General features: G+C 68.8%; 27 protein-coding genes. 19 read left to right on the forward strand and 8 right to left on the reverse strand.

All coding sequences use genetic code 11. The features are described 5' to 3' along the window. The first annotated feature begins 144 nt into the window (after positions 1–144). The 4 genes from ACQUQ0_RS03710 (at position 145) to ACQUQ0_RS03725 (ending at position 3,000) form a co-directional block, all read left to right on the forward strand. The gene (locus ACQUQ0_RS03710) at positions 145–654 is read left to right on the forward strand and encodes a deoxyuridine 5'-triphosphate nucleotidohydrolase (protein WP_435183248.1); all 510 of its coding nucleotides are present in this window, start codon (positions 145–147) and stop codon (positions 652–654) included. A 65-nt stretch (positions 655–719) separates the two neighbouring features. After that, positions 720–1,949: a proteasome-activating nucleotidase Pan2 gene (gene pan2, locus ACQUQ0_RS03715; protein WP_435183249.1), complete on the forward strand. Its 1,230-nt coding sequence runs from the start codon at positions 720–722 to the stop codon at positions 1,947–1,949. Positions 1,950–2,054: 105 nt separating this feature from the next. Further along, positions 2,055–2,525 (forward strand): pyruvoyl-dependent arginine decarboxylase, encoded by a 471-nt coding sequence (locus tag ACQUQ0_RS03720; protein WP_435183250.1) that lies wholly within the window; start codon positions 2,055–2,057, stop codon positions 2,523–2,525. A 94-nt stretch (positions 2,526–2,619) separates the two neighbouring features. Then, entirely contained in the window at positions 2,620–3,000 is a 381-nt protein-coding gene (locus tag ACQUQ0_RS03725; RefSeq protein ID WP_372386440.1) for a DUF5811 family protein, read from the forward strand. A 21-nt stretch (positions 3,001–3,021) separates the two neighbouring features. On the opposite strand, the gene infB is transcribed toward ACQUQ0_RS03725, so the two are convergent. Beyond that, on the reverse strand, positions 3,022–4,851 hold the full coding sequence (infB, locus tag ACQUQ0_RS03730; RefSeq protein ID WP_435183252.1) for a translation initiation factor IF-2: 1,830 nt from the start codon (positions 4,849–4,851) through the stop codon (positions 3,022–3,024). A gap of 183 nt (positions 4,852–5,034) precedes the next feature. On the opposite strand from infB, the gene ACQUQ0_RS03735 reads away from it, so the two are divergent. Both ACQUQ0_RS03735 and ACQUQ0_RS03740 read left to right on the forward strand, forming a co-directional pair. Beyond that, positions 5,035–5,289 carry a PRC-barrel domain-containing protein gene (locus ACQUQ0_RS03735; protein ID WP_372386438.1) on the forward strand — a complete coding sequence of 85 codons (255 nt, stop codon included), beginning with the start codon at positions 5,035–5,037 and terminating at the stop codon, positions 5,287–5,289. Between the two features lie 25 nt (positions 5,290–5,314). Continuing rightward, complete coding sequence (locus ACQUQ0_RS03740; protein ID WP_435183253.1) at positions 5,315–5,773, forward strand: NOB1 family endonuclease; 459 nt, start codon at positions 5,315–5,317, stop codon at positions 5,771–5,773. Between the two features lie 28 nt (positions 5,774–5,801). On the opposite strand, the gene ACQUQ0_RS03745 is transcribed toward ACQUQ0_RS03740, so the two are convergent. Further along, positions 5,802–6,548, reverse strand: coding sequence for a CPBP family intramembrane glutamic endopeptidase (locus tag ACQUQ0_RS03745; RefSeq protein ID WP_435183254.1), 747 nt, complete (start codon positions 6,546–6,548; stop codon positions 5,802–5,804). Positions 6,549–6,680: 132 nt separating this feature from the next. Between ACQUQ0_RS03745 and ACQUQ0_RS03750 the strand changes: the two genes are divergently transcribed. Continuing rightward, complete coding sequence (locus tag ACQUQ0_RS03750) at positions 6,681–7,163, forward strand: DUF6276 family protein (RefSeq protein ID WP_435183256.1); 483 nt, start codon at positions 6,681–6,683, stop codon at positions 7,161–7,163. 207 nt (positions 7,164–7,370) lie between these two features. On the opposite strand, the gene prf1 is transcribed toward ACQUQ0_RS03750, so the two are convergent. Further along, on the reverse strand, positions 7,371–8,621 hold the full coding sequence (gene prf1 / locus ACQUQ0_RS03755) for a peptide chain release factor aRF-1 (protein WP_435183257.1): 1,251 nt from the start codon (positions 8,619–8,621) through the stop codon (positions 7,371–7,373). 159 nt (positions 8,622–8,780) lie between these two features. Between prf1 and ACQUQ0_RS03760 the strand changes: the two genes are divergently transcribed. Next, complete coding sequence (locus tag ACQUQ0_RS03760; protein ID WP_435183259.1) at positions 8,781–10,250, forward strand: P-loop NTPase; 1,470 nt, start codon at positions 8,781–8,783, stop codon at positions 10,248–10,250. 169 nt (positions 10,251–10,419) lie between these two features. Next, complete coding sequence (locus ACQUQ0_RS03765; RefSeq protein ID WP_372386432.1) at positions 10,420–10,566, forward strand: hypothetical protein; 147 nt, start codon at positions 10,420–10,422, stop codon at positions 10,564–10,566. A 49-nt stretch (positions 10,567–10,615) separates the two neighbouring features. On the opposite strand, the gene argS is transcribed toward ACQUQ0_RS03765, so the two are convergent. Next, positions 10,616–12,370 (reverse strand): arginine--tRNA ligase, encoded by a 1,755-nt coding sequence (gene argS, locus ACQUQ0_RS03770; protein WP_435183261.1) that lies wholly within the window; start codon positions 12,368–12,370, stop codon positions 10,616–10,618. A gap of 257 nt (positions 12,371–12,627) precedes the next feature. Here argS and ACQUQ0_RS03775 point away from each other — a divergent pair, with 257 nt between their 5' ends. The 3 genes from ACQUQ0_RS03775 (at position 12,628) to ACQUQ0_RS03785 (ending at position 15,115) form a co-directional block, all read left to right on the forward strand. Continuing rightward, on the forward strand, positions 12,628–13,338 hold the full coding sequence (locus ACQUQ0_RS03775) for a DUF120 domain-containing protein (protein ID WP_435183262.1): 711 nt from the start codon (positions 12,628–12,630) through the stop codon (positions 13,336–13,338). Then, positions 13,335–14,096, forward strand: a complete 762-nt coding sequence (gene ribB, locus ACQUQ0_RS03780; protein WP_435183263.1) for a 3,4-dihydroxy-2-butanone-4-phosphate synthase — start codon at positions 13,335–13,337, stop codon at positions 14,094–14,096. Before ACQUQ0_RS03775 ends, ribB begins: the two co-directional genes overlap by 4 nt. Positions 14,097–14,185: 89 nt before the next feature. Then, positions 14,186–15,115 carry a branched-chain amino acid transaminase gene (locus tag ACQUQ0_RS03785; RefSeq protein WP_435183265.1) on the forward strand — a complete coding sequence of 310 codons (930 nt, stop codon included), beginning with the start codon at positions 14,186–14,188 and terminating at the stop codon, positions 15,113–15,115. A 93-nt stretch (positions 15,116–15,208) separates the two neighbouring features. Here ACQUQ0_RS03785 and ACQUQ0_RS03790 read toward each other — a convergent pair whose 3' ends face one another. From ACQUQ0_RS03790 to ACQUQ0_RS03800, 3 genes are read right to left on the reverse strand one after another with little or no spacing between them, the layout of a single operon-like run. Beyond that, complete coding sequence (locus ACQUQ0_RS03790; RefSeq protein WP_435183266.1) at positions 15,209–15,415, reverse strand: hypothetical protein; 207 nt, start codon at positions 15,413–15,415, stop codon at positions 15,209–15,211. Positions 15,416–15,429: 14 nt separating this feature from the next. Then, positions 15,430–15,642: a hypothetical protein gene (locus tag ACQUQ0_RS03795; protein WP_372391447.1), complete on the reverse strand. Its 213-nt coding sequence runs from the start codon at positions 15,640–15,642 to the stop codon at positions 15,430–15,432. 54 nt (positions 15,643–15,696) lie between these two features. Continuing rightward, a complete protein-coding gene (locus ACQUQ0_RS03800) occupies positions 15,697–16,284 on the reverse strand; it encodes a DUF502 domain-containing protein (RefSeq protein WP_435183267.1) in 588 nt (195 codons plus the stop codon). A 137-nt stretch (positions 16,285–16,421) separates the two neighbouring features. Here ACQUQ0_RS03800 and ACQUQ0_RS03805 point away from each other — a divergent pair, with 137 nt between their 5' ends. The 7 genes from ACQUQ0_RS03805 (at position 16,422) to ACQUQ0_RS03835 (ending at position 22,182) form a co-directional block, all read left to right on the forward strand. Next, a complete protein-coding gene (locus tag ACQUQ0_RS03805) occupies positions 16,422–16,574 on the forward strand; it encodes a hypothetical protein (RefSeq protein WP_372391652.1) in 153 nt (50 codons plus the stop codon). Between the two features lie 97 nt (positions 16,575–16,671). Beyond that, on the forward strand, positions 16,672–17,214 hold the full coding sequence (locus ACQUQ0_RS03810) for a CDP-2,3-bis-(O-geranylgeranyl)-sn-glycerol synthase (protein ID WP_435183268.1): 543 nt from the start codon (positions 16,672–16,674) through the stop codon (positions 17,212–17,214). A gap of 266 nt (positions 17,215–17,480) precedes the next feature. Then, positions 17,481–18,008 (forward strand): orotate phosphoribosyltransferase, encoded by a 528-nt coding sequence (gene pyrE, locus ACQUQ0_RS03815; protein ID WP_435183269.1) that lies wholly within the window; start codon positions 17,481–17,483, stop codon positions 18,006–18,008. A 95-nt stretch (positions 18,009–18,103) separates the two neighbouring features. Further along, positions 18,104–18,823, forward strand: coding sequence for a phosphoribosyltransferase family protein (locus ACQUQ0_RS03820; RefSeq protein WP_435183270.1), 720 nt, complete (start codon positions 18,104–18,106; stop codon positions 18,821–18,823). A 104-nt stretch (positions 18,824–18,927) separates the two neighbouring features. Then, positions 18,928–20,334 carry an NCS2 family permease gene (locus ACQUQ0_RS03825; RefSeq protein WP_435183271.1) on the forward strand — a complete coding sequence of 469 codons (1,407 nt, stop codon included), beginning with the start codon at positions 18,928–18,930 and terminating at the stop codon, positions 20,332–20,334. Between the two features lie 95 nt (positions 20,335–20,429). Continuing rightward, entirely contained in the window at positions 20,430–21,833 is a 1,404-nt protein-coding gene (locus ACQUQ0_RS03830) for an aryl-sulfate sulfotransferase (protein ID WP_435183272.1), read from the forward strand. Between the two features lie 94 nt (positions 21,834–21,927). Beyond that, positions 21,928–22,182 (forward strand): glutathione S-transferase N-terminal domain-containing protein, encoded by a 255-nt coding sequence (locus ACQUQ0_RS03835; protein ID WP_435183273.1) that lies wholly within the window; start codon positions 21,928–21,930, stop codon positions 22,180–22,182. A 45-nt stretch (positions 22,183–22,227) separates the two neighbouring features. On the opposite strand, the gene ACQUQ0_RS03840 is transcribed toward ACQUQ0_RS03835, so the two are convergent. Continuing rightward, complete coding sequence (locus ACQUQ0_RS03840; protein WP_435183274.1) at positions 22,228–23,205, reverse strand: transcriptional regulator; 978 nt, start codon at positions 23,203–23,205, stop codon at positions 22,228–22,230. Positions 23,206–23,246 lie beyond the last annotated feature (41 nt).

Raw genomic sequence — 23,246 nt, forward strand, 5'->3', positions numbered from 1 at the left:
ATTCGATACGAACAGACAGTGCCGCAGTGGTGGGATTTCGGTTCCGCGCTCCGGGACTCGACGGAGTCGCCGACGGGCGGGACGGAGATCCGTTCCACATCACGAGACGCAACGGTTTTGCGGACGGATCGCACCCACACCGGTATGTTCCGCTCCGGCTCCTTCGTCGCCGAGCACATCGACCCCGTCACCGACGACCAGGTACAGCCGAACGGCGTCGACCTCACGCTCGGCGACGTCCTCGAACCCGCCGCTCCCGGCTACGTCGGTCGGGAGGGCAAGACCGTCGGCGCGCGCGAGTCGATCTCGCCCGTCGACGACGGCGACGTCGACGCGGACGACGACGTCGCCTCGGGCGCGGACGTCTTCGCGCTCGACCCCGGCGGCTACATCCTCCAGTACGCGGAGACGATCGCGATCCCCGACGGCCACGTCGGCTTCCTCTACCCGCGCTCGACGCTGATGCGGAATTCGTGTATGCTCAACACGGCCGTCTGGGACGCGGGGTACGAGGGCCGCGGCGAGGGGCTGTTGCAGGTCCACCACCCGGTCCGGCTCGAGCGCGGCGCGCGCGTGGCCCAGCTCGTCCTCGCGGAGGCCGCCCACGAGGGGGTCTACGACGGCGATTACCAGCGCGAGCGGCTCGACGGGTAGGGAAGCGACAGGAACCGGGCGTACCCAAAAGCACATTTACGCCCACCCCCAAGACGGCCTAACTGATGTCCCGGAGTCCGTCGCTCCCAGACCGGCCGCGTCTGGACCTGGATCCAGAGATGTCGGAAGCCGAACGCCTCGCGGCTATCCGCCAGCACTACGAGCGCCTCGTCTCGGTCAACGACGAGCTCGACGAACGCCTCTCGGAGGCGACCGACCGCCAGGAGGAACTGCGGGAGGAAGTCGAGAAGCTCAAGCGCCGCAACGAGACGCTGAAGACCTCCTCGCTGTACCTCGCGACCGTCGAGGAACTGACAGACGACGGCGTCGTGATCAAACAGCACGGCAACAATCAGGAGGTCCTCACCGAGGCGTCGCCGCACCTGGACTCCGAACTGGAGGCCGGCGACCGCGTCGCGATCAACGACTCCTTCGCCATCCAGCAGATCCTCGACGACGAGACCGACTCCCGCGCGCAGGCGATGGAAATCGACGACTCGCCCGAGGTGGCCTACGAGGACATCGGCGGCATCGACGACCAGGTGCGGGAGGTCCGCGAGGCCGTCGAGGACCCGCTGAAGAGCCCCGAGATGTTCGAGGAAGTCGGCGTCGACCCGCCCTCCGGCGTCCTGCTGTACGGCCCGCCCGGCACGGGTAAGACGATGCTCGCGAAGGCCGTCGCCAACGAGACCGACGCGACGTTCATCAAGATGGCCGGCTCCGAGCTCGTCCGGAAGTTCATCGGCGAGGGCTCGCGGCTGGTCCGGGACCTCTTCGACCTCGCGGCCGAGCGCGAGCCCGCGGTGATCTTCATCGACGAGATCGACGCCGTCGCCTCGAAGCGGACGGACTCGAAGACCTCCGGCGACGCGGAGGTCCAACGGACGATGATGCAACTGCTCTCGGAGATGGACGGCTTCGAGGAGCGCGGCGAGGTCCGGATTATGGCCGCGACGAACCGCTTCGACATGCTGGACGAGGCGATCCTCCGGCCGGGGCGCTTCGACCGCCTCATCGAGGTCCCCAAGCCCGACGTCGAGGGCCGCGAGCACATCCTCCGGATCCACACCCACGAGATGAACGTCGCCGACGACGTCGACTTCGGCGAGATCGCGGCGTCGCTGGAGGACTACTCCGGCGCCGACATCGCCGCGCTGGCGACCGAGGCGGGGATGTTCGCCATCCGCGACGGCCGCACCGAGATCCGCCGCGAGGACTTCGACGACGCCTACGAGAAGATCGAGGACGCCGACGAGCAGACGACCATCCCGGGTCCGACGACCTACCAGTACTGAGCCCTGCCGGCCCGCCGGCCGTCGGTCGCGCTCCCGCTCTCGCTCTCGCCGATCTCCGGGACTCCGGATCGTAACCGCTTATTCTCCGCGGCGTTGCCTTCGGGTATGAGCACCATCCGAGTCGTCCGCGGCGTGGGCGATGCGGCCACGAAGATGGCTTCCTACGACGCTGCCCTCGCGGACGCGAACGTCCACAACTACAATCTGGTCCCCGTCTCCTCTGTCATCCCCGCCGACGCCACCGTCGAGGAGGTCGGCACGGCACCCGACCTCGGCCCCGCCGGCGAGCGGCTCACCGTCGTCGAGGCCCGCGCGACGACCGGCGGCGTCGGCTCCGTCTCGGCGGCGCTCGGCTGGGCGACCGGTCCCGGTCCGGGGCTCTTCTACGAGGCCGCCGGCGAGGACCCCGCGGCCGTCCGCCGGAGCGTCGTCGTCGGGCTCGCGTCCGGGCGCGACCTCCGCGAGTGGGAGTTCGTCGACGAGCAGGTGACGGTGACGACCGCCGACGCCGACGGGGAGGGCTACACCACGGCGGTCACCCTCGCGGTGTACGGCGACAGCGAGCCGATCCTCTGAGAGGCGATCCACGCCCGCGGGATCGGACGACGAACGTATTGGGGGTTGCGACGCTTTTATACTGCGTGTCCCCCTACCCGGGACTATTCATCCGATGAACGGAAACAATCCGTACGCGGGCGCGCCCGGCGTCGTGGACGCGGGCAAGCCCGAGGACGTCGACCTCTCGTCAGCGCAGGTACGCCGGCTCCGCAGCGCGGTCGCCGGCATCGTCTCGCGGACGGAGGCGTATCTGCCCGAGGGCTACGCTGTCGGTTCCGAGCTCACCTACGGCGCCAACGGCCCGCAGGCGACCGTCGCCGTCCGTCCCCCCGCGGGCCGCCCGGTCAGCGCAGGCTTTACCCCCGACGAGGAGGACCTCGAATCGGGGCTCACAGACGAGGACCGCGACGAGGTGGCCCGCGGCCTCGCCGCCTCCGCCGCCTTCCAGGTGATGAACACCGTCGGCGACGGCCTCACGCCGACGGCGCGGTAGCTTCGCCCGCGGTCCCGGTCGCTATTTCCCCCAGAACGGATCGCGCTTCCGGTGTTTGTCGAGGTAGCCCGTCAGCGCCTCCAGCTCGTCGGCGGGGATGTCGTCCGACAGCTCCTGTTCGAGGATCTTCGCGTGCTTCTCGGGGAGCTCGATCCACAGCTCGTCGCCCTCCTCGATCTGGCGGCCCACGGTGGGCCCGTCGATGGCGACCGACACGCGCGTCCCCGAGCGCGCCTCCGAGACGTCTTCGCCCTGCTCTTGGATCCCCGAGAGCTGGCCGACGCGGGTGGGCTCGTTGCCCTCCCACTTCACGACCCGTTGGTTGTTCTTCAGGGTGCCCGAGAGCACCTCGACGCCGACGACCGCGGGGTCCGACTGTCGGAAGACGTGGTCTTCGAGGATGCGGAAGCGACACGGCCGGACGATCTTGTCGAGGACGGTCTCCTGTTGGGCGCGTTCGAGTTCGTCGACGAACTCCTCGTACTCCTCGACGAGCTGGTAGATGACGTCGTCGGCGAACAGCGTCACGTCGCTCTCGTCGAGTTCGTCCTCGGCGTTCGAGAGGACGTCGACGTTGAAGCCGAGGATCGCCTTGTGCTTCGCCTCGTTGGCGGTCGAGGCGACCGCGACGTCGCGGGGCGCGATGTCGCCCACCTCCGCGCGGAGGATGGGGATCTCGACCTCGCGCAGGGCGTTCGCCATCGCCTCCAGGCTGCCGAGCGTGTCGGCCTTGACGACGACGCCCTCCTCCTCGGTCGAGACCTGGATCTCCGCGAGTTCGGCCTCGACCTCCTCGATCACGTCCGCTCTGTCGCGGTCGCGGATCACCCGGATCGGGGCGCCCGCCATCGCGTCGTCGAGCTCGGGTGCGGCGACCTTGATCCCCGCCGCCGCGCGCACCTCATCGACCTTGTCGAACCGCTTTTCGACGCGGATCTCGGCGTTCGGTCGGGGCTGGAGGAGGGCCCGGACCTCGGTGACGATCGGGCCGTCGACGCCGCCGACGACGATCTCGTCGTCCGCGCGGATGCTCCCGTCGTAGAGGACGACGTCGACGGTCGCGCCGAACCCCCGCTCGTCTTTCACCTCCAGGACCGTCCCCGCGCCGGGGCCGGTGACGTCGATGGCCATCTGCTCTTTCATGTACCGCTGGGAGAGGCCCATCAGGACCGCAAGCAGGTCCGGGACGCCCTCGCTCGTGATCGCCGAGAGGGGCACGACGCCGACGTTCTTCGTGAAGTTCTGGACGCGCCAGTAGAGGTCGGCCGAAAAGCCCTCGTCGGAGAGGTCGCCGATGATCTCATAGAGGTTCTCGTCGAGGCGGCCCCGGGCGCCCTCGGACTGCTGTTCGTAGGTGGCCTGGATGGGCGCGCCGTCGTTGGGGTTCCAGCCCGGGGTGGTGTCGATCTTGTTGGCGGCGACGACGAACGGCGTGCCGGTGCGCTGGAGGATCTCCAGCGCCTCGATCGTCTGCGGCTGGAAGCCGTCGTTGACGTCGACGACGACGACCGCGATGTCGGCGAGCGCCCCGCCGCGGGAGCGCAGCGTCGTGAACGAGTGGTGGCCGGGCGTGTCGATGAACAAGAGCCCGGGGAGGTCGAAGTCGGTCGGATCGACCAGGTCGCCCGCCATCTCCGAGACCGTCTTCAGCGGGACGGCGGTCGCGCCGATGTGCTGGGTGATCGCGCCGGCTTCGCCCTCGCTCACGGCCGAGCCGCGGATCGTGTCCAAGAGCGTCGTCTTGCCGTGGTCGACGTGACCGAGCACGGCGACGATCGGCGTCCGCAGTCCGTCCGCTTCGTCGGTTTCGGCCCCCTCGACGGCGTCGGCATCGGCGTCGGTGTCAGACATAGAGAATCACCCCGGAGAAGTTCCTTGCCTATAGGTGACTGCTGGACTGTAGTTAAGTCCATCGTGTCCGGGACGTCGGCGACCGAACGCGCGGGCGGTTTCGACGCGTAGATGCCGATGTGACCGGAGATTCCGTCAGACGCCCCCGTGGAGTTTATGTAGGCGTGCGCAGTATCCTGGGGTATGCCGGACGAACTCGCGGAGAACCTCTCCGGGAAGGAAGTGATGACCTCGAACGGGACGTACATCGGCGTCCTCCACAACATCCAGATGGATCTCAAGACGGGCGCGATCGGCGACCTCTTCGTGTCGCCGTTCGACGACGTCAGCATCGACCAGCACCGCTTCGAGACGACCCAAGACGACGGCGAAGAGAAGTTCAGCATCCCAGTCTCGCGCGTCAAGAGCGTCGACGACTGCGTCGTGGTCCAACAGTAACGCAGGCGAACGGAGATCAGCTCAGATGCAGGTTCTCGATTCTTCGGCGTTCATCCACGAGTACCACACCACAGACGACATCGCGTCCATTCCGATGGTCAGGGAGGAACTGGAAGGCGAGGCCTCCTACCGCTATGACGCCGACGAGGGCTCCGGAATGCACGTCCACATCCCCGCGGCGGGGACCGTCGAGAAGATCCAGCGCGCGGCCCGCGAGACCGGAGACTCCGATACGCTCTCGGAGACCGACGTCCGCCTGCTCGCGGCCGCGTTCGAGCTCGACGCCACGCTCGTCACCGACGACTACGGGATGCAGAACGTCGCCGACCACGTCGACGTCGCGGTGAAGATCATCGCCCGCGAGGGCATCTCCGAGAAGCGCGAGTGGACCTTCCAGTGTCAGGGGTGTGGCCGCGAGTTCGAGGAGAACCGCGACCGCTGTCCCATCTGCGGCACCGAACTGGCGCGGAAGAACCCGGCCTGAGGCGACCGGACGTCGCCCCCGCGACCGCTCACCAGCCGCTGACGACCCCGGTGGTCGTCGCGTAGACGGCGAGGAACTGCACCGTGTTGAAGAGCCCGTGGACCACCGCGGGCACCACGAGGTTCCGGCACTTCTCGTAGACGATCCCGAGGACGCCCCCGAGCACGAGGACCGTCGCGAGCGTCGCCAAGAGCCCCTCCCCCGAGTAGGACGTCAGGTGGACCGCCGCGAACACCGCGCTCGCGGCCGCGACGGCGACGGCGGGGCCGTAGGCCCGTCGGAACAGCCCCTGGACGATCCCCCGGAAGATCAGCTCCTCCATCGGCCCGACCAGCAGGATCGTCACCGGGATCAGATAGAGGAAGTAGACCGGCTGGTCGCTTCCCTGGGTCACGATCGCGCTCTCGGCCCCCTCGATCCCGAGCGCGGTGAGAACGCCCGAGACCGCGAGGTAGAGTCCGAGCAGCGCGACGAAGCCGCCCGCGAGCCACTTCGCGTCCGCGCGGGTCGGGAACCGCACCGTGACTAAGTCCGTCTGGTCGGTGACGACGAGGTAGCCGACCCCGGCGACGCCGAAGCCGACGAACTGGAACGCGCTGCGGAGCGCCAGCCCCAGGGCGCCGTCGCGGGCGATGCCGGCCGCGTCGATGAGCGGGTAGCCGAGCGACACCGCGACCGACGCCAGCAGTACCACGAGCACGACGACGACGAGCGCGCCCCCGAGCGCGCGGAGGTGCGTCCGCGGGTCCTCGAGCGAGCGGGCGTCAGATGCCATTCTCGACCGCGGCTACGACCGCCCCGCGAATAGGGATACCGATCCGGGCCGGCTCGCGGCCGCTGTCGTCGTCCGGACGCGCTCCGCTCGCCGACCGACAGCGTATTTCACCCCCGGCGGCGTAGCCACAGTATGGCCGCTCGCTGCCCCGACTGCGACCGCACGCTCGTCCCCGTCGAGGTCCCGCCGGCCCTGCGGGAGTTCGACCCCGAGGACGCCGCCGTCGTCGGGAGTTGCCCGCGCTGTCTCCGGACGGTCGCGCTCGGCGAGGCAGACGTGGATGCGGACGCTGACGCGAATGCCGACGCCGACGTGGATGCGGACGCTGACGCCGATGCCGATGCGGACCCGTCCCCCGAGACCGATCACGACGCCGCCGACCTCCCGGACGCCATCCCCGACGGCGACGGCGGCGTCGCGGTCGTGCTCCTCCTCGGCCTGCTCGACGCGCTCGCGACGAACCGGGCGGCGATTCAGGCGCTCGTCGACCACGCCGAGCGCGGCGGCGCCGACGTCTTCCTGACGCTGGACCGACTCGCCGCCGACAGCGACGTCGACCCGCACGCCGATCTGGGGCGTCGTCGCCGGCAGTTGGAGTCGCTGCTCGGATACTGAACGGCGGGGTCGACTGGAGACCTCAGTGGCGAAGAAGCTGAAGCCGGAAGTACAGCACACCGCTGCACCGCGAGCGAACGCAGTGAGCGAGCGGGCCGAGGAACCCTCGAAGCGCGGCTCCGCCGCGCTGAGGGGGTGACGAAGTGCTTTTGGTGCAGCTTTTGCCGAGGGCTGCCGTCGGCAGCCCGCAGCGCAAAAGGTGCGTGTCTAGACGCCGGTCGAGTACCGCAGGATCCCGGCGACGCCGCCGAAGGCGTCGTACAGCTGCTCGCCCTTCTCGAAGTCGGTGGAGATGAACTTCGTCTCGGTCCCGCGCTGCTCGGCGATCTCCATCAGGTGCTCGATCACGTCCTCGCGGTCGGTCTTTTCTCCCTCCTCGCCGCACTCGCTGCAGACGTGGCCCGGGTCGCCGTGGCGCTGATCGACCACCTCGTACTCCTCGTGGCCGTTCGGACACTCGTAGACGACGACGTCGGAGCGGAGGTCCTCCGAGAGGAGCAGCCGATCGACCGCGCCCATCATCAGGTTCTTGCGGGTCGGCCCGAACCCGTAGGTGGCCTTCTCGCCGTTGTGGAGCTGTTTGAAGAACTCCTCCATCTCGGCTTTGTCCTTCATCACCTCCTGGTCGGCGAGGACGTCCTGGGCGGCGTCGACGAGGTCGTAGAGGCCGGACTCGTCGGTGTAGGAGACGTCGAACTTCCCGGCGACGAGGTCCTGAAGCTCGTGGTGGAGGTAGTCGCCGTCGAGGAACTCGTCTTTGGTCGGCGAGGGGCCGCCCACCAGGATGCCGTCGATCTCGTGGCGCTTGGGGACCATCAGGTCGTTGGCCATCCCCGCGACCTCCTGGTAAAAGTTGTCGATGGCCTCCAGCCGCAGGCGGGCGAACCGCTGGGCGGACTGGCCGCCCTTCCGCTGCTTGCCGGGGACCAGCGACGACGCGGATTTGACGGGCTCGACGCGCTTGCCCTTCAGCCAGCCGACGTTTGCCTCGCGGCGATCGAGGACGATCAGGCCGAAGAGGCCCTTGTCGGTCAGCATCTCCTCCAGGGGCTCTGTGAGGAAGTTCGAATCGCAGTGGTAGCGGAACGACTGAATCGGCTCGGGCGGGCTGTCGAGCACTCGGGTCACCATGTCGGTCTGGCCGCCGCCGGCGTCGACCGCGCCGGAGAAGATGACGGTGCCGTTCTCCGGCGGGTAGGTGTCGTAGTAGCGCAGGCGGTCCTTGATCGACGTGAGCGCGTCCTGGACGTTCGTTCTGGTCTGCTTGGACTTGATGTTGGAGGCCTCGGAGTGCTCCTGGGTGACGTGGGCGACGACGTCGGAGATCTGCTTGTCCTCGGGGATATAGATCGTGACGAGCTGCGTGCCGGAACCCTCGTAGTCTTTGAGTTCCTCGATGACCTTCCGAAATTCGTACTTCCGGCGGTCTTCGTTTACTTCTTCGGCGTCGGTACTCATTACCAGCACTAGCCCGGCCGGCGGGTAAGTAACCTGCGACTACGGGCGTGTCCGGCGGCGACCCCCTCGCGGGCGGGCCCTCGCGGCGTCGGCCCCCGCCGCGGCGGCGCATTCCCCGGACAGATTTATATCCCCGACGTGGGAGTCTCAGACAGGACTATGGGCCGTGTATACGCAGTCGTCAGCGCGAAAGGGGGGGTCGGCAAGACGACGACGGCGGCGAACCTCGCGGCGGTGCTCGCCGCCGCGGGGTCGGACGTGGCAGTCGTCGACGGCGACCTCGGAATGGCGAACCTCGCGAGCGCGCTCGGCGTCTCCCTCGGCGACGTGACGCTCCACGACGTCCTGGCGGACGACGGCGGAGCCCCGGGCGATTCGGACGGCGCGAGCGGGTCGGACTCCGCCGGCGCAGACGTCGAAGAGGCGATCCACGAGGGGCCGCACGGGATGGCCGTCGTCCCCGGCTCGCCGGGCCTCGACGCCTTCTCCCGCGCCGACCCAGAGGGGATGGAGTCGGTCCTGGCGGCGCTTCGGGAGCGCTACGAGTACGTCGTCCTCGACACGGGAGCGGGGCTGAGCAACGACACCGTCGTCCCGCTCACCCACGTCGACGAGGCCATCCTGGTGTCGACGCCGACCCGCGACGCCCTCGGCGATACCGACAAGACGCGCCAGGTGGCCGACCGCCTCGACATCCCCGTCGCGGGCGCGGTCCTCACCCGCGCCGCGCCGGCGGACGCGGACTCCGAGGTGGTGGCCGCACACCTCGACGCCGACATCCTCGGGACGGTCCCCGACGCCGCCGAGATCGGGCAGGCCGCGGCGGCCGGCGAGCCGCTGACCACCTTCGCGCCCGGCAGCGATGCCGCGGCGGCGTTCCGCACGCTCGCGGCGACCGTCACGGACGAGGAGATCGACGCCGACCCCGGCGCCGGCGCCGGCGTTGAGTCGGACGCCGTCGCGTCTGACGCCGCGGAGTCGAACGCCTCGGAGCCGGAATCCGACGCGCCGGACGAGGACGTCTCGGTCGACGCCCCCAGCCCCGACGTCGACATCGATCTCGACGACGAGACCGACGGCGAGACCGACGAGGGCCCTCCCGAGGACGCGCTGGCGGAGTACGTCTCCGAAGACGGTGACGACATCGTCGTCGCCGGCTCCCACGAGGCCGACCTCGATCCGGACGCGGTCGAGCCCGACGACGCGGGGGCCGACGAGGAGGAGACGGCCGGGAAGGCCGACACCGAACTGGACTCGGAATCAGCATCGGACGCCGCCCCCGACGCGGCGGAGTCGCCCGCGGCGGTCGACGACGCCGAAGCGCCCCCGTCGGACGAGCCGCTGGTCGAGCCGGCGGACCCCGACGAACTCGACGCCGGCCGCGAGGGCGCCGTCGCGGACGACCCGGACAGCGGCGTGTACACGACGTCGCTGGCGGACGAGGACGCCGAGGGTGACGCGGACGCCGACGGCGCCGATTCCGAGAGAGATGCGGACGAAGCCGCATCGACGAGCGACTCGACCGCGTCGTCGACCCGATCGGCCGCGAACGGCGACGCCGCCGATACCGGAGACGGCGAGAACGGCGACGAGAACGGACGGGGGCTCTTCGGTCGCTTCTTCGGCTGATCGTGATCACTCTCGTCTCTTCCCGGCGAACGCCGTCACCGGGGGGTAGCGTTCGGCGGTACACAGTGGGCTAATACCACGAGACGGTCGGGCGTGGCCGTCCCCTCTGGCGCCCGCTGTGCGGCCCGAAGCGGGAACTTCTTTTATTCGGGTGCGGTGAGTCGTCGATATGGCAGAGAAAGATTCGCGCGTTCCCTTCTGGTGGCTCGTCCTGTTCCTACTACTGGCGCTGGGCGCCGGGGCCGCGGCGGTGTTCGTCGTCGGCGGCTCGCTGGTGGCGGGGACCGTCGGCCCGATCGCGCTCCCGTTCCTGTAAGCGCCGTCCCGGACCCGACTCGCTCGGCCTCAGCGGAGGGCCGACCGACTCACATCGACTCGGGCGCTTCGATTCCGAGGACGTCGAGGGCGTTCGCGACGGTGTGGCGCGCCGCCTCGACGAGTCCGAGCCGCGCGGCCGAGACCGCCTCGTCGTCGGCGTTGAGCACCGAACACTCGCGGTAGAAGGTGTTGAACGTCTCCGCGAAGTCGCGGGCGAACGTCGCGACGACGTGCGGTTCGAGGTCGTCGGCCGCGCGCTCGATCACCGCGGGGAAGCGCGCGATCGCTTCGATGAGTGCGCGCTCGGCGTCGGTCGTGAGGACCGAGACGTCGGCGGCGGGCTCGATCCCGGCCTCGGCCGCCTCGCTCTCGATCCCGCAGCACCGCGCGTGGACGTACTGGACGTACGGCGCCGACTGCGCCTCGAAGTCCAGCGCGCGCTCCCACTCGAAGGTGATCCCCTTCGTTGGCTGCTTGGAGACGATGTCGTAGCGGACCGCGCCGATCCCGACCTGGCGGGCGATGCGGTCGATGTCGTCCTCGCTCAGGTCGTCGTTGCGGATCCGGGTGTCGAGGCGGTCTTCGACCTCCTCGCGGGCGCGGCGGACCGACTCGTCGAGCAGGTCGTCGAGGTCGACGCCCGTGCCCTCGCGGGTCGACATCCCGCCCTCCGGGAGGTTCACCCACGAGTAGAACGTCTGTCTGAGCTTGTCCGTCTCGTTGCCCAGCACGTCGAGGGCGGCCTCCAGCTGTTCGGCCTGGAGCTTGTGGTCCTCGCCCAGGACTGTCACGGCCTCGTCGTAGTTGTCGAACTTCCACTCGTGGTGGGCGAGGTCGCGGGTGGTGTAGAGGGTGGTGTCGTCCGAGCGGAGGAACACGAGGTTCTTCTCGATGCCGTATTCGGAGAGGTCCAGCTGCCAGGCGTCCTCCTCGTAGACGGCCGCACCGGAGTCTTTCAGCCGCGTGACGACCTCGTCGGCGTCGCCGTTCCGGATGAACTCCGTCTCCTTGACGAACCGGTCGAACTCCGCGGGGAGGCGCTCCAGGGAGGTCCGCATGCCCGAGAGCACCTGATCCACGACGGTCGCGACGCGCTCGAAGGTCGCCTCGTCGCCGGCTTCGAGGCCCTGCATAATCTCGGCGATCTCCGCTTCGGCGTCGGCGACCGCCTCGTCGTCGTCGGATTCGAGGAAGTCGTTGCCCTTCCGGTAGTAGCGCACCAGATCGTAGTCCGCGCGGTCGCGCTCGGGGTCGGGCAGGTCCGACTCGTCGAAGGTCTCGTAGGCCCAGGTGAACACCGCGACCTGTCGGCCCGCGTCGTTGACGTAGTAGTGCGTCTCGACGTCGTTGCCGGCGTATTCGAGGAGGCGGGCGACGGCGTCGCCGAAGATGGGGTTCCGCGCGCGGCCGACGTGGACCGGGCCGGTCGGGTTCGCGCTCGTGTGCTCGACGACGACGGACTTGCCCGTCGCGGGGAGTTCGCCGTAGCCGGCGTCCCGGCCGGCGTCGAGGGCGTCGGCGTAGTAGGCCTCGGAGACGTAGAAGTTCACGTACGGGCCCTGCGCGTCGACGCGGTCGACGTACTCGTAGCCGTCGAGGTCGATCTCGCTGGCGACGTCCTCGGCGACGGCCGGCGGGGGCGCGCCGACCTCGCCGGCCAGGCGGAACGCGACGCTCGACGCCAGCGCCGCCGGCATATCCTCCGGGGGCTCTTCGACCCCGAGGTCGTCGGTCGGGAGGTCGAGGGCGGACAGCGCCGATTCGACCGCCGCCTCCACCTCCGAACGGAAGGCTCTGAACATACCCGCCGTTGTCGAACCGCGATTAAAGGCCTTTCCGAACGCCTCCGCGGCGGCTTCGGCCCCGCGGTGTCGCCGCTGCCCTCGCCGACTCGCGGCCGGCCGACCGTCGCCCGACGCCGAGACCGACGCTTTTAGGATCCGGACGGTCCAATCCTGATACGACTCCCAGTTTCGGAATCTTTCTGATCTTCCATAACAGATTCGTTACGCATCTCATACCCGTTATACTTAACACGGCCCGATTCCAAGCCCCGGTAATGTCAGAATCGGCAGTCTCCACCGTCGGTCACGACGAGCTCGCGGCGCTGAAGTTCGTCGCGCTCGAAGGCGGGCGGTCGGAGCCGGTCAAGATCTCCTGTTCGGGCCTCGCCGAACGTCTGAACGCGTCGAGCCAGACCGCCTCGCGCCGTCTCCAGCGCCTGGAGCAGGCGGGACACATCGAGCGCGACGTCGTCGCCGACGGCCAGTGGGTGTCGCTCACCGAGTCCGGCGAGGCGGCGCTCCACCGCGAGTACTCCCACTACCGGCGGATCTTCGAGGGCTCGGACCCCTCGTCGGTCGAACTGGAGGGCACGGTCACGAGCGGGATGGGCGAGGGCAGACACTACATCTCGCTGTCGGGCTACAAGGAGCAGTTCAAAGAACGACTCGGGTACGAGCCCTTCCCCGGCACGCTCAACGTCGACCTCTCGGAGGAGAGCATCCGCTCGCGCTCGGCGATGTCGTCGCTGTCGGGCATCCCGATCGACGGCTGGGAGGACGACGAGCGGACGTTCGGGCCGGCGACCTGCTACGCCGCGACGGTCTCGGACGGCGGCGACGTCGCCGAGCCGACCCACATCATCGTCCCCGAGCGGACCCACCACGACGAGACCCAGTTGGAGATCATCGCGCCCGTGCGCCTCCGCGACGAACTCGACCTCGCGGACGACGACGCGGTGACGGTTCGGGTGGAGGCGGTCGAATGACCCACTCGACCACCGACGTCGCCGACGCCGACCGCGAGAGCGGCCGCGGCGGGGGCGAAAGCGGGGCCGCACCGGACCGCGAGCGCGCGAACCCGAGCGCGGTCGAGCGCGCCGTCGCCGCCTTCCGGCGGGGCGAGCCGGTCCTCGTCCACGACGCTGCCGACCGCGAGGGCGAGACCGACATCGTCTACCCCGCGGGCGCGGTCGACGCCGACGCCGTCGTCCGGCTCCGGGCCGACGCGGGCGGGCTGATCTGCACGGCCGTCTCCCACGAGGTCGCCGACGCGATCGAGCTGCCCTTCCTCGAAGACGAACTCGACCACCCGGCGAGCGCCGACCACGACCTCGCCTACGACGACCGCTCGTCGTTCTCCCTGCCGGTGAACCACCGCGAGACGTTCACGGGGATCACCGACGACGACCGCGCGCTCACCATCCGGCGGCTCGCCGACGTCGCCGACGCGGCCGCGGACGCCAACGAGGACTACGACGCCGAGGACTTCGCCGCCGAGTTCCGCACGCCGGGCCACGTCCACGTCCTCCGCGGCGCGCCGGACCTGCTCGACGACCGCCGCGGCCACACCGAACTGGGGCTCGCGCTGGCCGACGCGGCGGGCCTTCCGCCCGCGGTCGTCGTCTGTGAGATGCTCGACGCCGAGACCGGCGGCGCGCGGACGCCGACCGACGCGCTCGACTACGCCCGACGGCACGACCTCGTCTACGTCGAGGGCGCGGACGTCATCGGCCGGCTGGGCTGAGCGGCCGCCGCCGTCCCCCAGCGAGCGGCGCCGAGACCCCCGAGACCGCTCCTGTAGGGTTTTATATTCCGTGGTGCAAACGACGGATTATGGGATTCGACGAGATGGACGTCGACACGATCTGGCAGGACGGTTCGTTCGTCGACTGGGACGACGCGACGGTCCACGTTCTCGCGCACGGCCTCCACTACGGCACGGGCGTCTTCGAGGGCGTCCGGTGTTACGACACGGAGAACGGCCCGGCAATCTTCCGCTGGGAGGAACACCTCGATCGGTTCTACGAGTCGACCAAGCCCTACGATATGGAGATTCCGTACTCCCGCGACGAGCTCACCCAGGCGACCCTGGAGCTCATCCGCCGGGAGGACCTGGAGTCCTGTTACATCCGCCCGGTCGCCTTTTATGGATACGGCTCGCTCGGCGTCAGCCCCAAGGACAACCCCGTGAACGTCGCCATCGCCGCCTGGCCCTGGGGTGCCTACCTCGGCGAGGAGGCCCTGGAGAAGGGCGTCGAGGTGATGATCTCTTCGTGGCGCAAGCACGCCTCCAGCCAGATCCCGACGAACGCGAAGACGACCGGCCTCTACGTCAACTCGATGCTCGCCGGCGAGGAGGCCCGCCGCAACGGCTTCACCGAGGCGATCGTCCTCAATAAGGAGGGCAACGTCGCGGAGGGTCCCGGCGAGAACATCTTCCTCGTCCGCGACGGCGAGATCTACACCCCCGGCCTCTCTCAGAGCATCCTCGACGGCATCACCCGGAACACGGTGATCGAACTCGCCCGCGAGCGCGGCTACACCGTCCACGACCAGGCCACGATCTCCCGCGGCGAACTCAACACCGCCGACGAGCTGTTCTTCTCCGGCACCGCCGCGGAGGTGACGCCGATCCGGAAGGTCAACAACGTCGAGATCGGCGACGGGACGCGCGGGCCCGTGACAGAAGAACTCCAGCAGGCCTTCTTCGACCTCGTCGAGCGCCGCACCGACGAGCACGACGAGTGGTTCACGTACGTCTGAGAATCCCGCTTTTTCGCTGGGGTCGCGCGTCGAGCGGGCGCGCTGTACTCTCTTTAGGTGAGTTTGCAGGACTCAACAACCCTCTCGACCGACTCAGACGGCCACACCACCGACGAGCAGAACGATACCGGCGATCGCGAGGAACGCGCCGAGTGCGCGCGTCAGTCGGTTCGACCCGGCGCTTCCACCGGTGACAAGACTGTATCTCCCGAACCGCTCGGCGTGATACGCCGGTCGCCTTCCGATATCGGCCCCGACGAGCACGAATACGACTCCCGTGAGCGCGAAGCCTACGTTCATCGCCGTCCCTCCCGCTAAGGATCGATGTGATGCACCGCCTCGGGCGACAGCAGCCGCCCGGTCGGCAGCGCGATCCACCCGTTCGGGAGCAGTCGGATCCTCCCCTGGTGTAACACCCGTTCCTGTTTGTAATCGCCGTACACCGTCGCCTTCTCGTACTCGATCACGGACTCGGCCGCGATGCCGTCGGCGACCTCGTCCCACACCGACGTCGTCGAGATGACCATACGCGGGGATCGAGGCGGCGCGTATAGGGCTTTTTGCCCCGAGGCAGTCTTTGACTACTCCTCGGAGCGCGCGTCGATGTCGATCGGCGGGCTGCGTTCCTCCTCGCCGAATCCGGCCGACAGCACCCGCGTGAGCGCCTCCTCGATGCGCTCGTCGGTCTCTGTGATGTCCTCGGATTCGACCTCCATCACGAACCCCGTGGTGATGTTCGGCGCCGTCGGCATAAAGAGCACCTCGCGGCCGTCGTCTGTGACCTTCCCGGTCTTGAACGCGGTCATCCGCATCCCCTCCCAGGGCTCGACCTTCACGGGCTTTTGGAGGTCCTCGGTCCCCGTGACCGCGGTCTCGACCGCCAGCTTCGAGGCGTTGTAGAGCACGCGGACCAGCGGCACGCGGTTCATCGCGGCGTCGAGGTACGCCTCGAACAGCCGGCCGATCGTCGTCCGCATCAGGTAGCCCACCGAGAGGACCAACATCACGAAGACCGTCACGGCGACGACGAACCCGATCGGCTCCGGCAGCTGCCGGATCACGGGCAGGTCGACGATCCGCGAGTAGAGGTAATTGAGGACGAACAGGATAACCAGGACCGGCGTCAGGACGATCAGGCCGCTTGCGAAATCGCGCCTCCACGAGGACATTTGTCGACTCGAAGATGCGGCCGCGGGGTTAAATGGCTGCTGTCGCGCCCTGGGCGCCTCGCGGCCCGAGAATCGTTCCCGAGAATGGGCCTGAACGCTTTTGAGCCTCCCCGTCGCTATCGGGAGGTATGCCCGTAATGGCGACCGACGACTTTTCCATCCACACCGACGGGTGCGAGCAGGTCGGCGACGGAATGCCGATCTCGGACCTCCCCGACGAAGTCACCTCCATCGACGACTTGGACTGTGAGTGCTGGGACCGCTTCGACTCCCTCGCGGAGTTCACATAACGGCCGCGGTGCGATCGACGGACTCCCGAGAGGGGCCGGGACGGGACCAGAACCGGAACCGGGGACACTTTTGTGACTCCCCGCGGAGTCGACACGTATGCCCCTCGATCTGGTCGTCTTCGCGTTCTGGGCGATGCTCCCCGCCTACGTCCCGAACAACGTCGCGGTCCTCGCCGGCGGCGGGGCGCCGATCGACGGCGGCCGGACGATGGGCGGCCGCCGCCTCCTCGGCGACGGCAAGACCTGGCGCGGGACGGCGGTGGGCACGCTCGCGGGCGTCGCGCTCGCGCAGGCGCTCAACTTCCTCGGCCCGGTGGTCGTCCGACTGACGGGCGTGTCGGTCCCGGCGTTTCCCCTCCCCGCCGCGCTCGGTCTCGCCCTCGGAGCGATGCTCGGCGACATCGCGGCGTCGTTCATAAAGCGCCGGACGGGCCGCGAGCGCGGCGCGGCGTTCCCCGTCGTCGACCAACTGGACTTCGTCGCCGGCGCGCTCGCGTGTGCCGCCCTCGCCGACCTCGGGTGGTTCCTCGACACCTTCTCGCTGGCCGTCCTCGGCGTCGTGGTCGTGCTCACGCCCGTGCTTCACGTCGCGACGAACGGGATCGCGTATCTGCTGGGACTGAAGGAAGAGCCCTACTAACCCACTTTTTTTCGGGGGTCCTCGGCCGCGCGAGCGCGGCCTCGAACCCCCGACAAAAACCTGGAGGGAAAAAGGCCGCGAGACTCGCGTTCGCTCGTCTCGCGGTACAGCGACGGGTGTTCCCCGCCCCGCCCCGCCTCCGCGCCGCCTCCGCGCCGCCTCTGTGCCGCTTCCGCACCGCTTCCGCGCCGCTTCCGTGCCGCTTCCGCACTACTCTCTGCGCCGAATCGTCCCGTTTAAGCGCCTCCCTCGCGCTCTCTCTGCCAATGGCGAACGACGAACTCATCACCGCGCTCCGGGACGCCGACGCCGTCAAGTTCGGGGAGTTCGAGCTCTCCCACGGCGGCACCTCCGAGTACTACGTCGACAAGTACCTCTTCGAGACCGACCCCCACTGCCTCGAACTCATCGCCGAGGCCTTCGCCGAGAAGATTCACGAGAGCAAGCTCGCGGGCGTCGCGCTCGGCGCCGTCCCGCTCGTCGCCGTCACGAGCGTCGAGACCGGCCTCCCCTACGTCATCGCGCGCAAACAGGCCAAGGAGTACGGGACCGGCAACCGCATCGAGGGCCGCCTCTCCGAGGGCGAGGAGGGCGTCGTGCTGGAGGACATCGCCACCACGGGCAAGAGCGCGCTCGACGCCGTCGAAGCCCTCCGGGAGGCGGGCGCGGTCGTCAACCGCGTGCTCGTCGTCGTCGACCGCCAGGAGGGCGCGCGCGAACGGCTGGCCGAGGCCGACGTCGAACTCGACGCGCTGGTGACCGCCGAGGACCTGCTCGCCGACGCCGACCGCTGACGGATTTTCTTTCGCTGTCAAATCCACGTTCGTGGTTGTTTTATCGGTATTCCGTATCGACGTATTCATACTTACGCAACCGAGCACATCGTGATATGAACAGAGCGGAGAAGGCGGCCCTCCAGTTACAGGCGGTCGCGGTCCTGCGGATGCTCAAGGAGACGCGCACGTACGACGAACTCGAATCGCTCACCGACCTCCCCGCGGGCGACCTCAACCGCTACGTCAACGGCCACGTCCTCCCCGGCATCGAGCGCGCCCGCGAGGTCGTCGAGGGCGTCGGCCGCGACGCGCTCGCCGCCGAACTCGAAGCCCGCGTCGAGTTCGACGACGAGGGCTACGTCGACAACTCCGGCATCGTCTTCGACCAGTCCTTCCTCGATCTGGTCGCACCCGTCGCCGCCAACGCGCTCGGCTTCGAGCGCCCCGACGTCGTCCTGACCGCCGCCACCGACGGCATCACCCTCGGCGCGGCGATGGCCGGCTACTTCGACGCCCGCGTCGCCTACGCCAAGAAGTCGAAGGAGACCGCCGTCGAGGAGTTCATCGAATCGCGCCAGCGGCTCGCCTCCGGGATCGAACTCACCTACTACCTCCCCGCCCGCGCCATCTCCCGCGGCGAGCGCGTCCTCGTCGTCGACGACCTCATCCGCTCGGGCGAGACCCAGGAGCTCCTCCTCGACATCGCGACCCAGGCCGACGCGGAGGTCTCGGGCGTCTTCGCGCTCATCGCCGTCGGCGACGAGGGCATCGAGCGCGCCCGCGATCTCACCGAGGCGCCCGTCGGCGCGCTCTCGACGTTCGACGCCGAGTGAGGCGGCCGCGACCGCAACGCCGGCGGGGCGGCGCGGGGCGGCGCGCGGACCCCCGATATGACAACCCTTATAATACAGATCGGGAATATGCTCAGACGTGCATTATGGGCCTCGTTGATTCCGTCGAGAACTTCTTCGATGTACAAGAACACGGATCCTCGTTCCGCACCGAGATTCTCGCGGGACTGACCACGTTCCTGACGATGTCCTACATCGTCGTGGTGAACCCCTCGATCCTGGCCGGCATTCCGGACGCGAAACCGGGCATCATCCTCGCGGGCTTTTCCCCCGCGGAGGTCCGGTCGATGCTCGCGGTCGTCACGATCCTCGCGGCCGCGACGGCGACGTTCGTGATGGCGTTCTACGCCAACCGACCGTTCGCACAGGCGCCGGGGCTCGGCCTCAACGCCTTCTTCGCGTTCACCGTCGTCGGCGCGCTCGGCGTCCCCTGGCAGACCGCGCTCGCCGCCGTCGTGGTCGAGGGGCTCATCTTCATCGCCCTCACCGCGATCGGCGCCCGCGAGTACGTGATCCGGCTCTTCCCCGAGCCCGTGAAGTTCGCCGTCGGGACCGGGATCGGCCTGTTCCTGGCGATCATCGGCCTCCAGGCGATGGGCGTCGTCGTCGACGACCCCGCGACGCTCGTCACGCTGGGCTCCATCGCCTCGGATCCCGTCGCGATCGTCTCCGTCGTCGGCCTCTTCTTCACGTTCGCGCTCTACGCCCGCGATATCCCCGGTTCGATCATCATCGGCATCGTCGCGACCACCGTCCTCGGCTGGGCGGTCACCGCCTTCGGCCCGGTCGCGCCCGACGCGGGGCTCGTCGCGGGGTCGCGGGCCGTCCAGTACGACATCACGCCGCTTGCGGGCGCTTTCCTCTCCGGACTCAGCCAGGTCGAGGCGTTCACCTTCTCGCTCATCGTCTTCACGTTCTTCTTCGTCGACTTCTTCGACACCGCGGGCACGCTCGTCGGCGTCGGCCAGGCCGGCGGCTTCCTCGACGAGGACGGGAACCTCCCCGACATCGACAAGCCGCTGATGGCCGACGCCGTCGGGACGACCGTCGGCGGGATGCTCGGCACCTCCACGGTCACCACCTACATCGAGTCCGCCTCGGGCGTCGAGGAGGGCGGCCGCACCGGCCTGACCGCGCTCACGGTCGCGGTGCTCTTCGTCCTCTCGCTCGCGATCGTGCCGCTGGCGGCCGCGATCCCGCTGTATGCCTCCCACATCGCGCTCGTCGTCATCGGCGTCGTGATGCTCCGGAACGTCGTCGACATCAACTGGAACGACTTCACCCAGGCGGTCCCCGCCGGGATGACGATCCTGGTGATGCCCTTCGCGTACTCGATCGCCTACGGCATCGCCGCGGGCATCGTCTCGTACCCGCTGATCAAGCTCGCGGCGGGCCGGCGCGAGGACCTCCGCTTCGGCCACTGGGTGCTCGCGGGCGCGTTCGTCGTCTACTTCGTCGTCCGGACCGGCGGCGTCCTCACCGCTCAGGTGTAGCGAACCGCCGACGCGGCCGGTCGCCAGCCCCCCGTCGACGCCCGTCGCCGCCGGCGACCGCAAGAGATTCAATAATCACACTCTGATGCCGCGGTGTGACGCTCTCGTCGCCGCTCTCCCGGAAGACAGCGCTCCGCGGTCTCGCGCTCCTGCTCGTCGTTTCCTTGCTGGCGCCGTCGGCGGTCTCGGCGCTGACGTACGATCCCGCCGAGGAGACGAGTCTGAAGCCCGGTACGATCACGAGTCCCGCCGGCGGCCCGACGGTGATCAGCACGCAGGGGTACACCTTCCGCGGTAACACGAACCCGAAGAAGCCCGCCCGGATCATCTCGGTCGGCCCCCGCGGCGACCTCCGCTGGACCCACGACGATCGGGTCGGCGGCGGCGCGTGGTTCTTCGACGTCGATCCGCTGCCGAACGGGAACCTCCTGGTCTCCTCGCCACGCGCGGGCGACACTCTCGTCTTCGAGCTGAACCCCGAGACCCAAGAGCGCGTCTGGCAGAAGCGGTTCAATATGACCGACACCCACGACGTGACCTACATCGGCGAGAACCGCATCGCCATCGCGAACATGCGGGAGTGGAACGCCTCAGCCGAAGTGAGCGACGACCGGGTCGTCGTCTACAACCGCTCGACGGGGGAGATCACCTGGGAGTGGTACTTCAAGAACCACTTCCCCGCGAGCACTGACGGCGGCTACAACGACGACTGGTCCCACGTCAACGACGTCGATCCGGTCGGCGAGGACCGCCTGCTCATCTCGCCGCGCAACTTCGATCAGGCGATCGTCGTCAATATGACCACGAAGAAGATCGTCGATCGGCTGGGCAGCGACAACAACTACTCGGTCCTCCGCGAACAGCACAACCCGGACTGGCTCGTCAGCGAGAACGGCACGCCGACGATCCTCGTCGCCGACAGCGGTAACAACCGAGTCGTCGAGTACGCGAAGGACGGCGGCGAGTGGGTCCGGACCTGGAGCGTCGGCGGCGAGTCGCTCAACTGGCCGCGGGACGCCGACCGGCTCCCCAACGGCAACACCCTGATCACGGACACCCTCAACCACCGCGTGATGGAGATCACGCCCCGAGGCGAGGTCGTCTGGGAGTACTACGCCACATGGGGCCCCTACGACGCCGAGCGCATCGGGACCGGCCCCGAGTCGTCGGGGCCGACGATCCGCGATCTGAACGCCAGCGGCACCTACGAGATCACGGGCAGCGCACAGCTCACCGCCGGCGGCGAGGGCGGCGTCGGCTTCGCGGGGCGGATCCGCGCGACCTTCGCCGGGACTCCCCTGGAGGGGCCGATGACCGAGTTCGCGACCCGCTGGGCGCACGTCACGCCGTGGCTCCGCCCGGTCTGGATGTCCGGCTGGGACTTCGCGTGGACCATCGGCGCCGTCCTCGTCGGGCTCTGTTGGACCGGCGGGGAACTGGTCGCCGCGCGGCGGCGGATCCTCGCCGGGATCCGGCGGCTCGCCGACCGACGGGCGTGACCGCCGCCGGCCGCAGTCGCGTCGGCGTGCTCTCGTGCGCCGCGCGCGCACTCAACCGCGTGACTCTTTAGACCGGCTTTCCTACCTGGGAGCGATGTCAGATCTCGTCCTGTACGAACTCGAAGGCTGTCCGTACTGCGCGAAAGTCAAGGACAAACTGGCGGAACTGGACCTGGAGTACGAGTCCGTGATGGTCCCCTCGGCCCACGCAGAGCGGACCGAAGTCGAAGAGATCAGCGGCCAGACGGGCGTGCCCGTCCTCGTCGACGAGCCACACGGCGTCGAGGGGATGCCCGAGAGCGACGACATCGTCGCGTACCTGGAGAAGACGTACGGCGACGCGTCCTGACGGTCCCACGTCGCAATCGAGACCCGAGACCGAAGCTCCCCGTTTTTAGGCCTCGGTCGGCTCCTGAGAGCGGTCCCGGATGAGGTCCCGGATCTCATCGGGGTCGTCGATGTCGGCGAGCTCCTCGCAACTGACCAGGGCGGTGCCCTCGACGGCGTCGCGCTTCGATTGGTCCTCGGTGAAGTAGACCGACCGCGTCCGGGTGACCTCGCCGAGCGAGGACATGATCCGGGCGCGCTTTTCGGCGCTCCGGGTGAACGGCGAGTGACCGGTGAGCATCGGCGTGAAGTCCCGGCTGCGCCCCTCGTCCTCGCTGACGGCCTTGAACGGTGCCCGGGCGGTCGGGTGGACGGTGAACCCCGCCCGCGTCAGCACGTGGACGACGTGCTCGTCGTCGGACTCGGGGTCGGGGTCGTCGGGCGTCGGCTCGGCGTCGCGGACGTCCTCGGCCCCGTCCATCACCTCGACGGGGCTGGAGAACGGCTGGTCGAACAGCTCTTCGAGCTGGATCGCCACCTCGATCGAGGCGTTCATCCCGTCTTCGTACTTCGAGACGGTGCGCCGGGAGACGCCGAGTTCCGTGGCGAGCTGGCCGAGGCTCCAGCCGCGCTCCTCGCGTTCGTCCGACAGCAGGTCGCCGTCGATGTTGACGTAGAGCCCGCCCGGGGCGGCGTAGATCAGCGGCGGCACGCCCTCGACGAACAGCTCCGTCGCCGAGTCGGGGTTCAGCACTGGAACGCCGTGCCGGAAGTAGACCACGCCGGGCTTGAGGTCCTCGTCGCGGGTCCGAAGCCCGATCACCATCGGGGTCGCATCGAGGTAGGTCCCGAGCCGCCGCATCTCCTCGCCGGTCCGCCCGTCGAACGCGTCGATGTTCCCCAGGATCTTGAGGAGGAGGAGATCGTCGCCGCGACGTGCGGCGATGTCGAAACTCTTCGGCCGGATCGCACAGCGGTCGCTGACGAGGAACCCCGCGTCCTCCAGCATCGCCGTGACGTTTCCGACTAGCGCGGACCGCGACATAGCCGTGTATAAGTCTTTCACCGCATATATGCGTTGTGCCG

The sequence above is a fragment of the Halobellus sp. EA9 genome (assembly GCF_051195055.1).
GTDB classification, from domain to species: Archaea; Halobacteriota; Halobacteria; order Halobacteriales; family Haloferacaceae; genus Haloquadratum; species Haloquadratum rubicundus.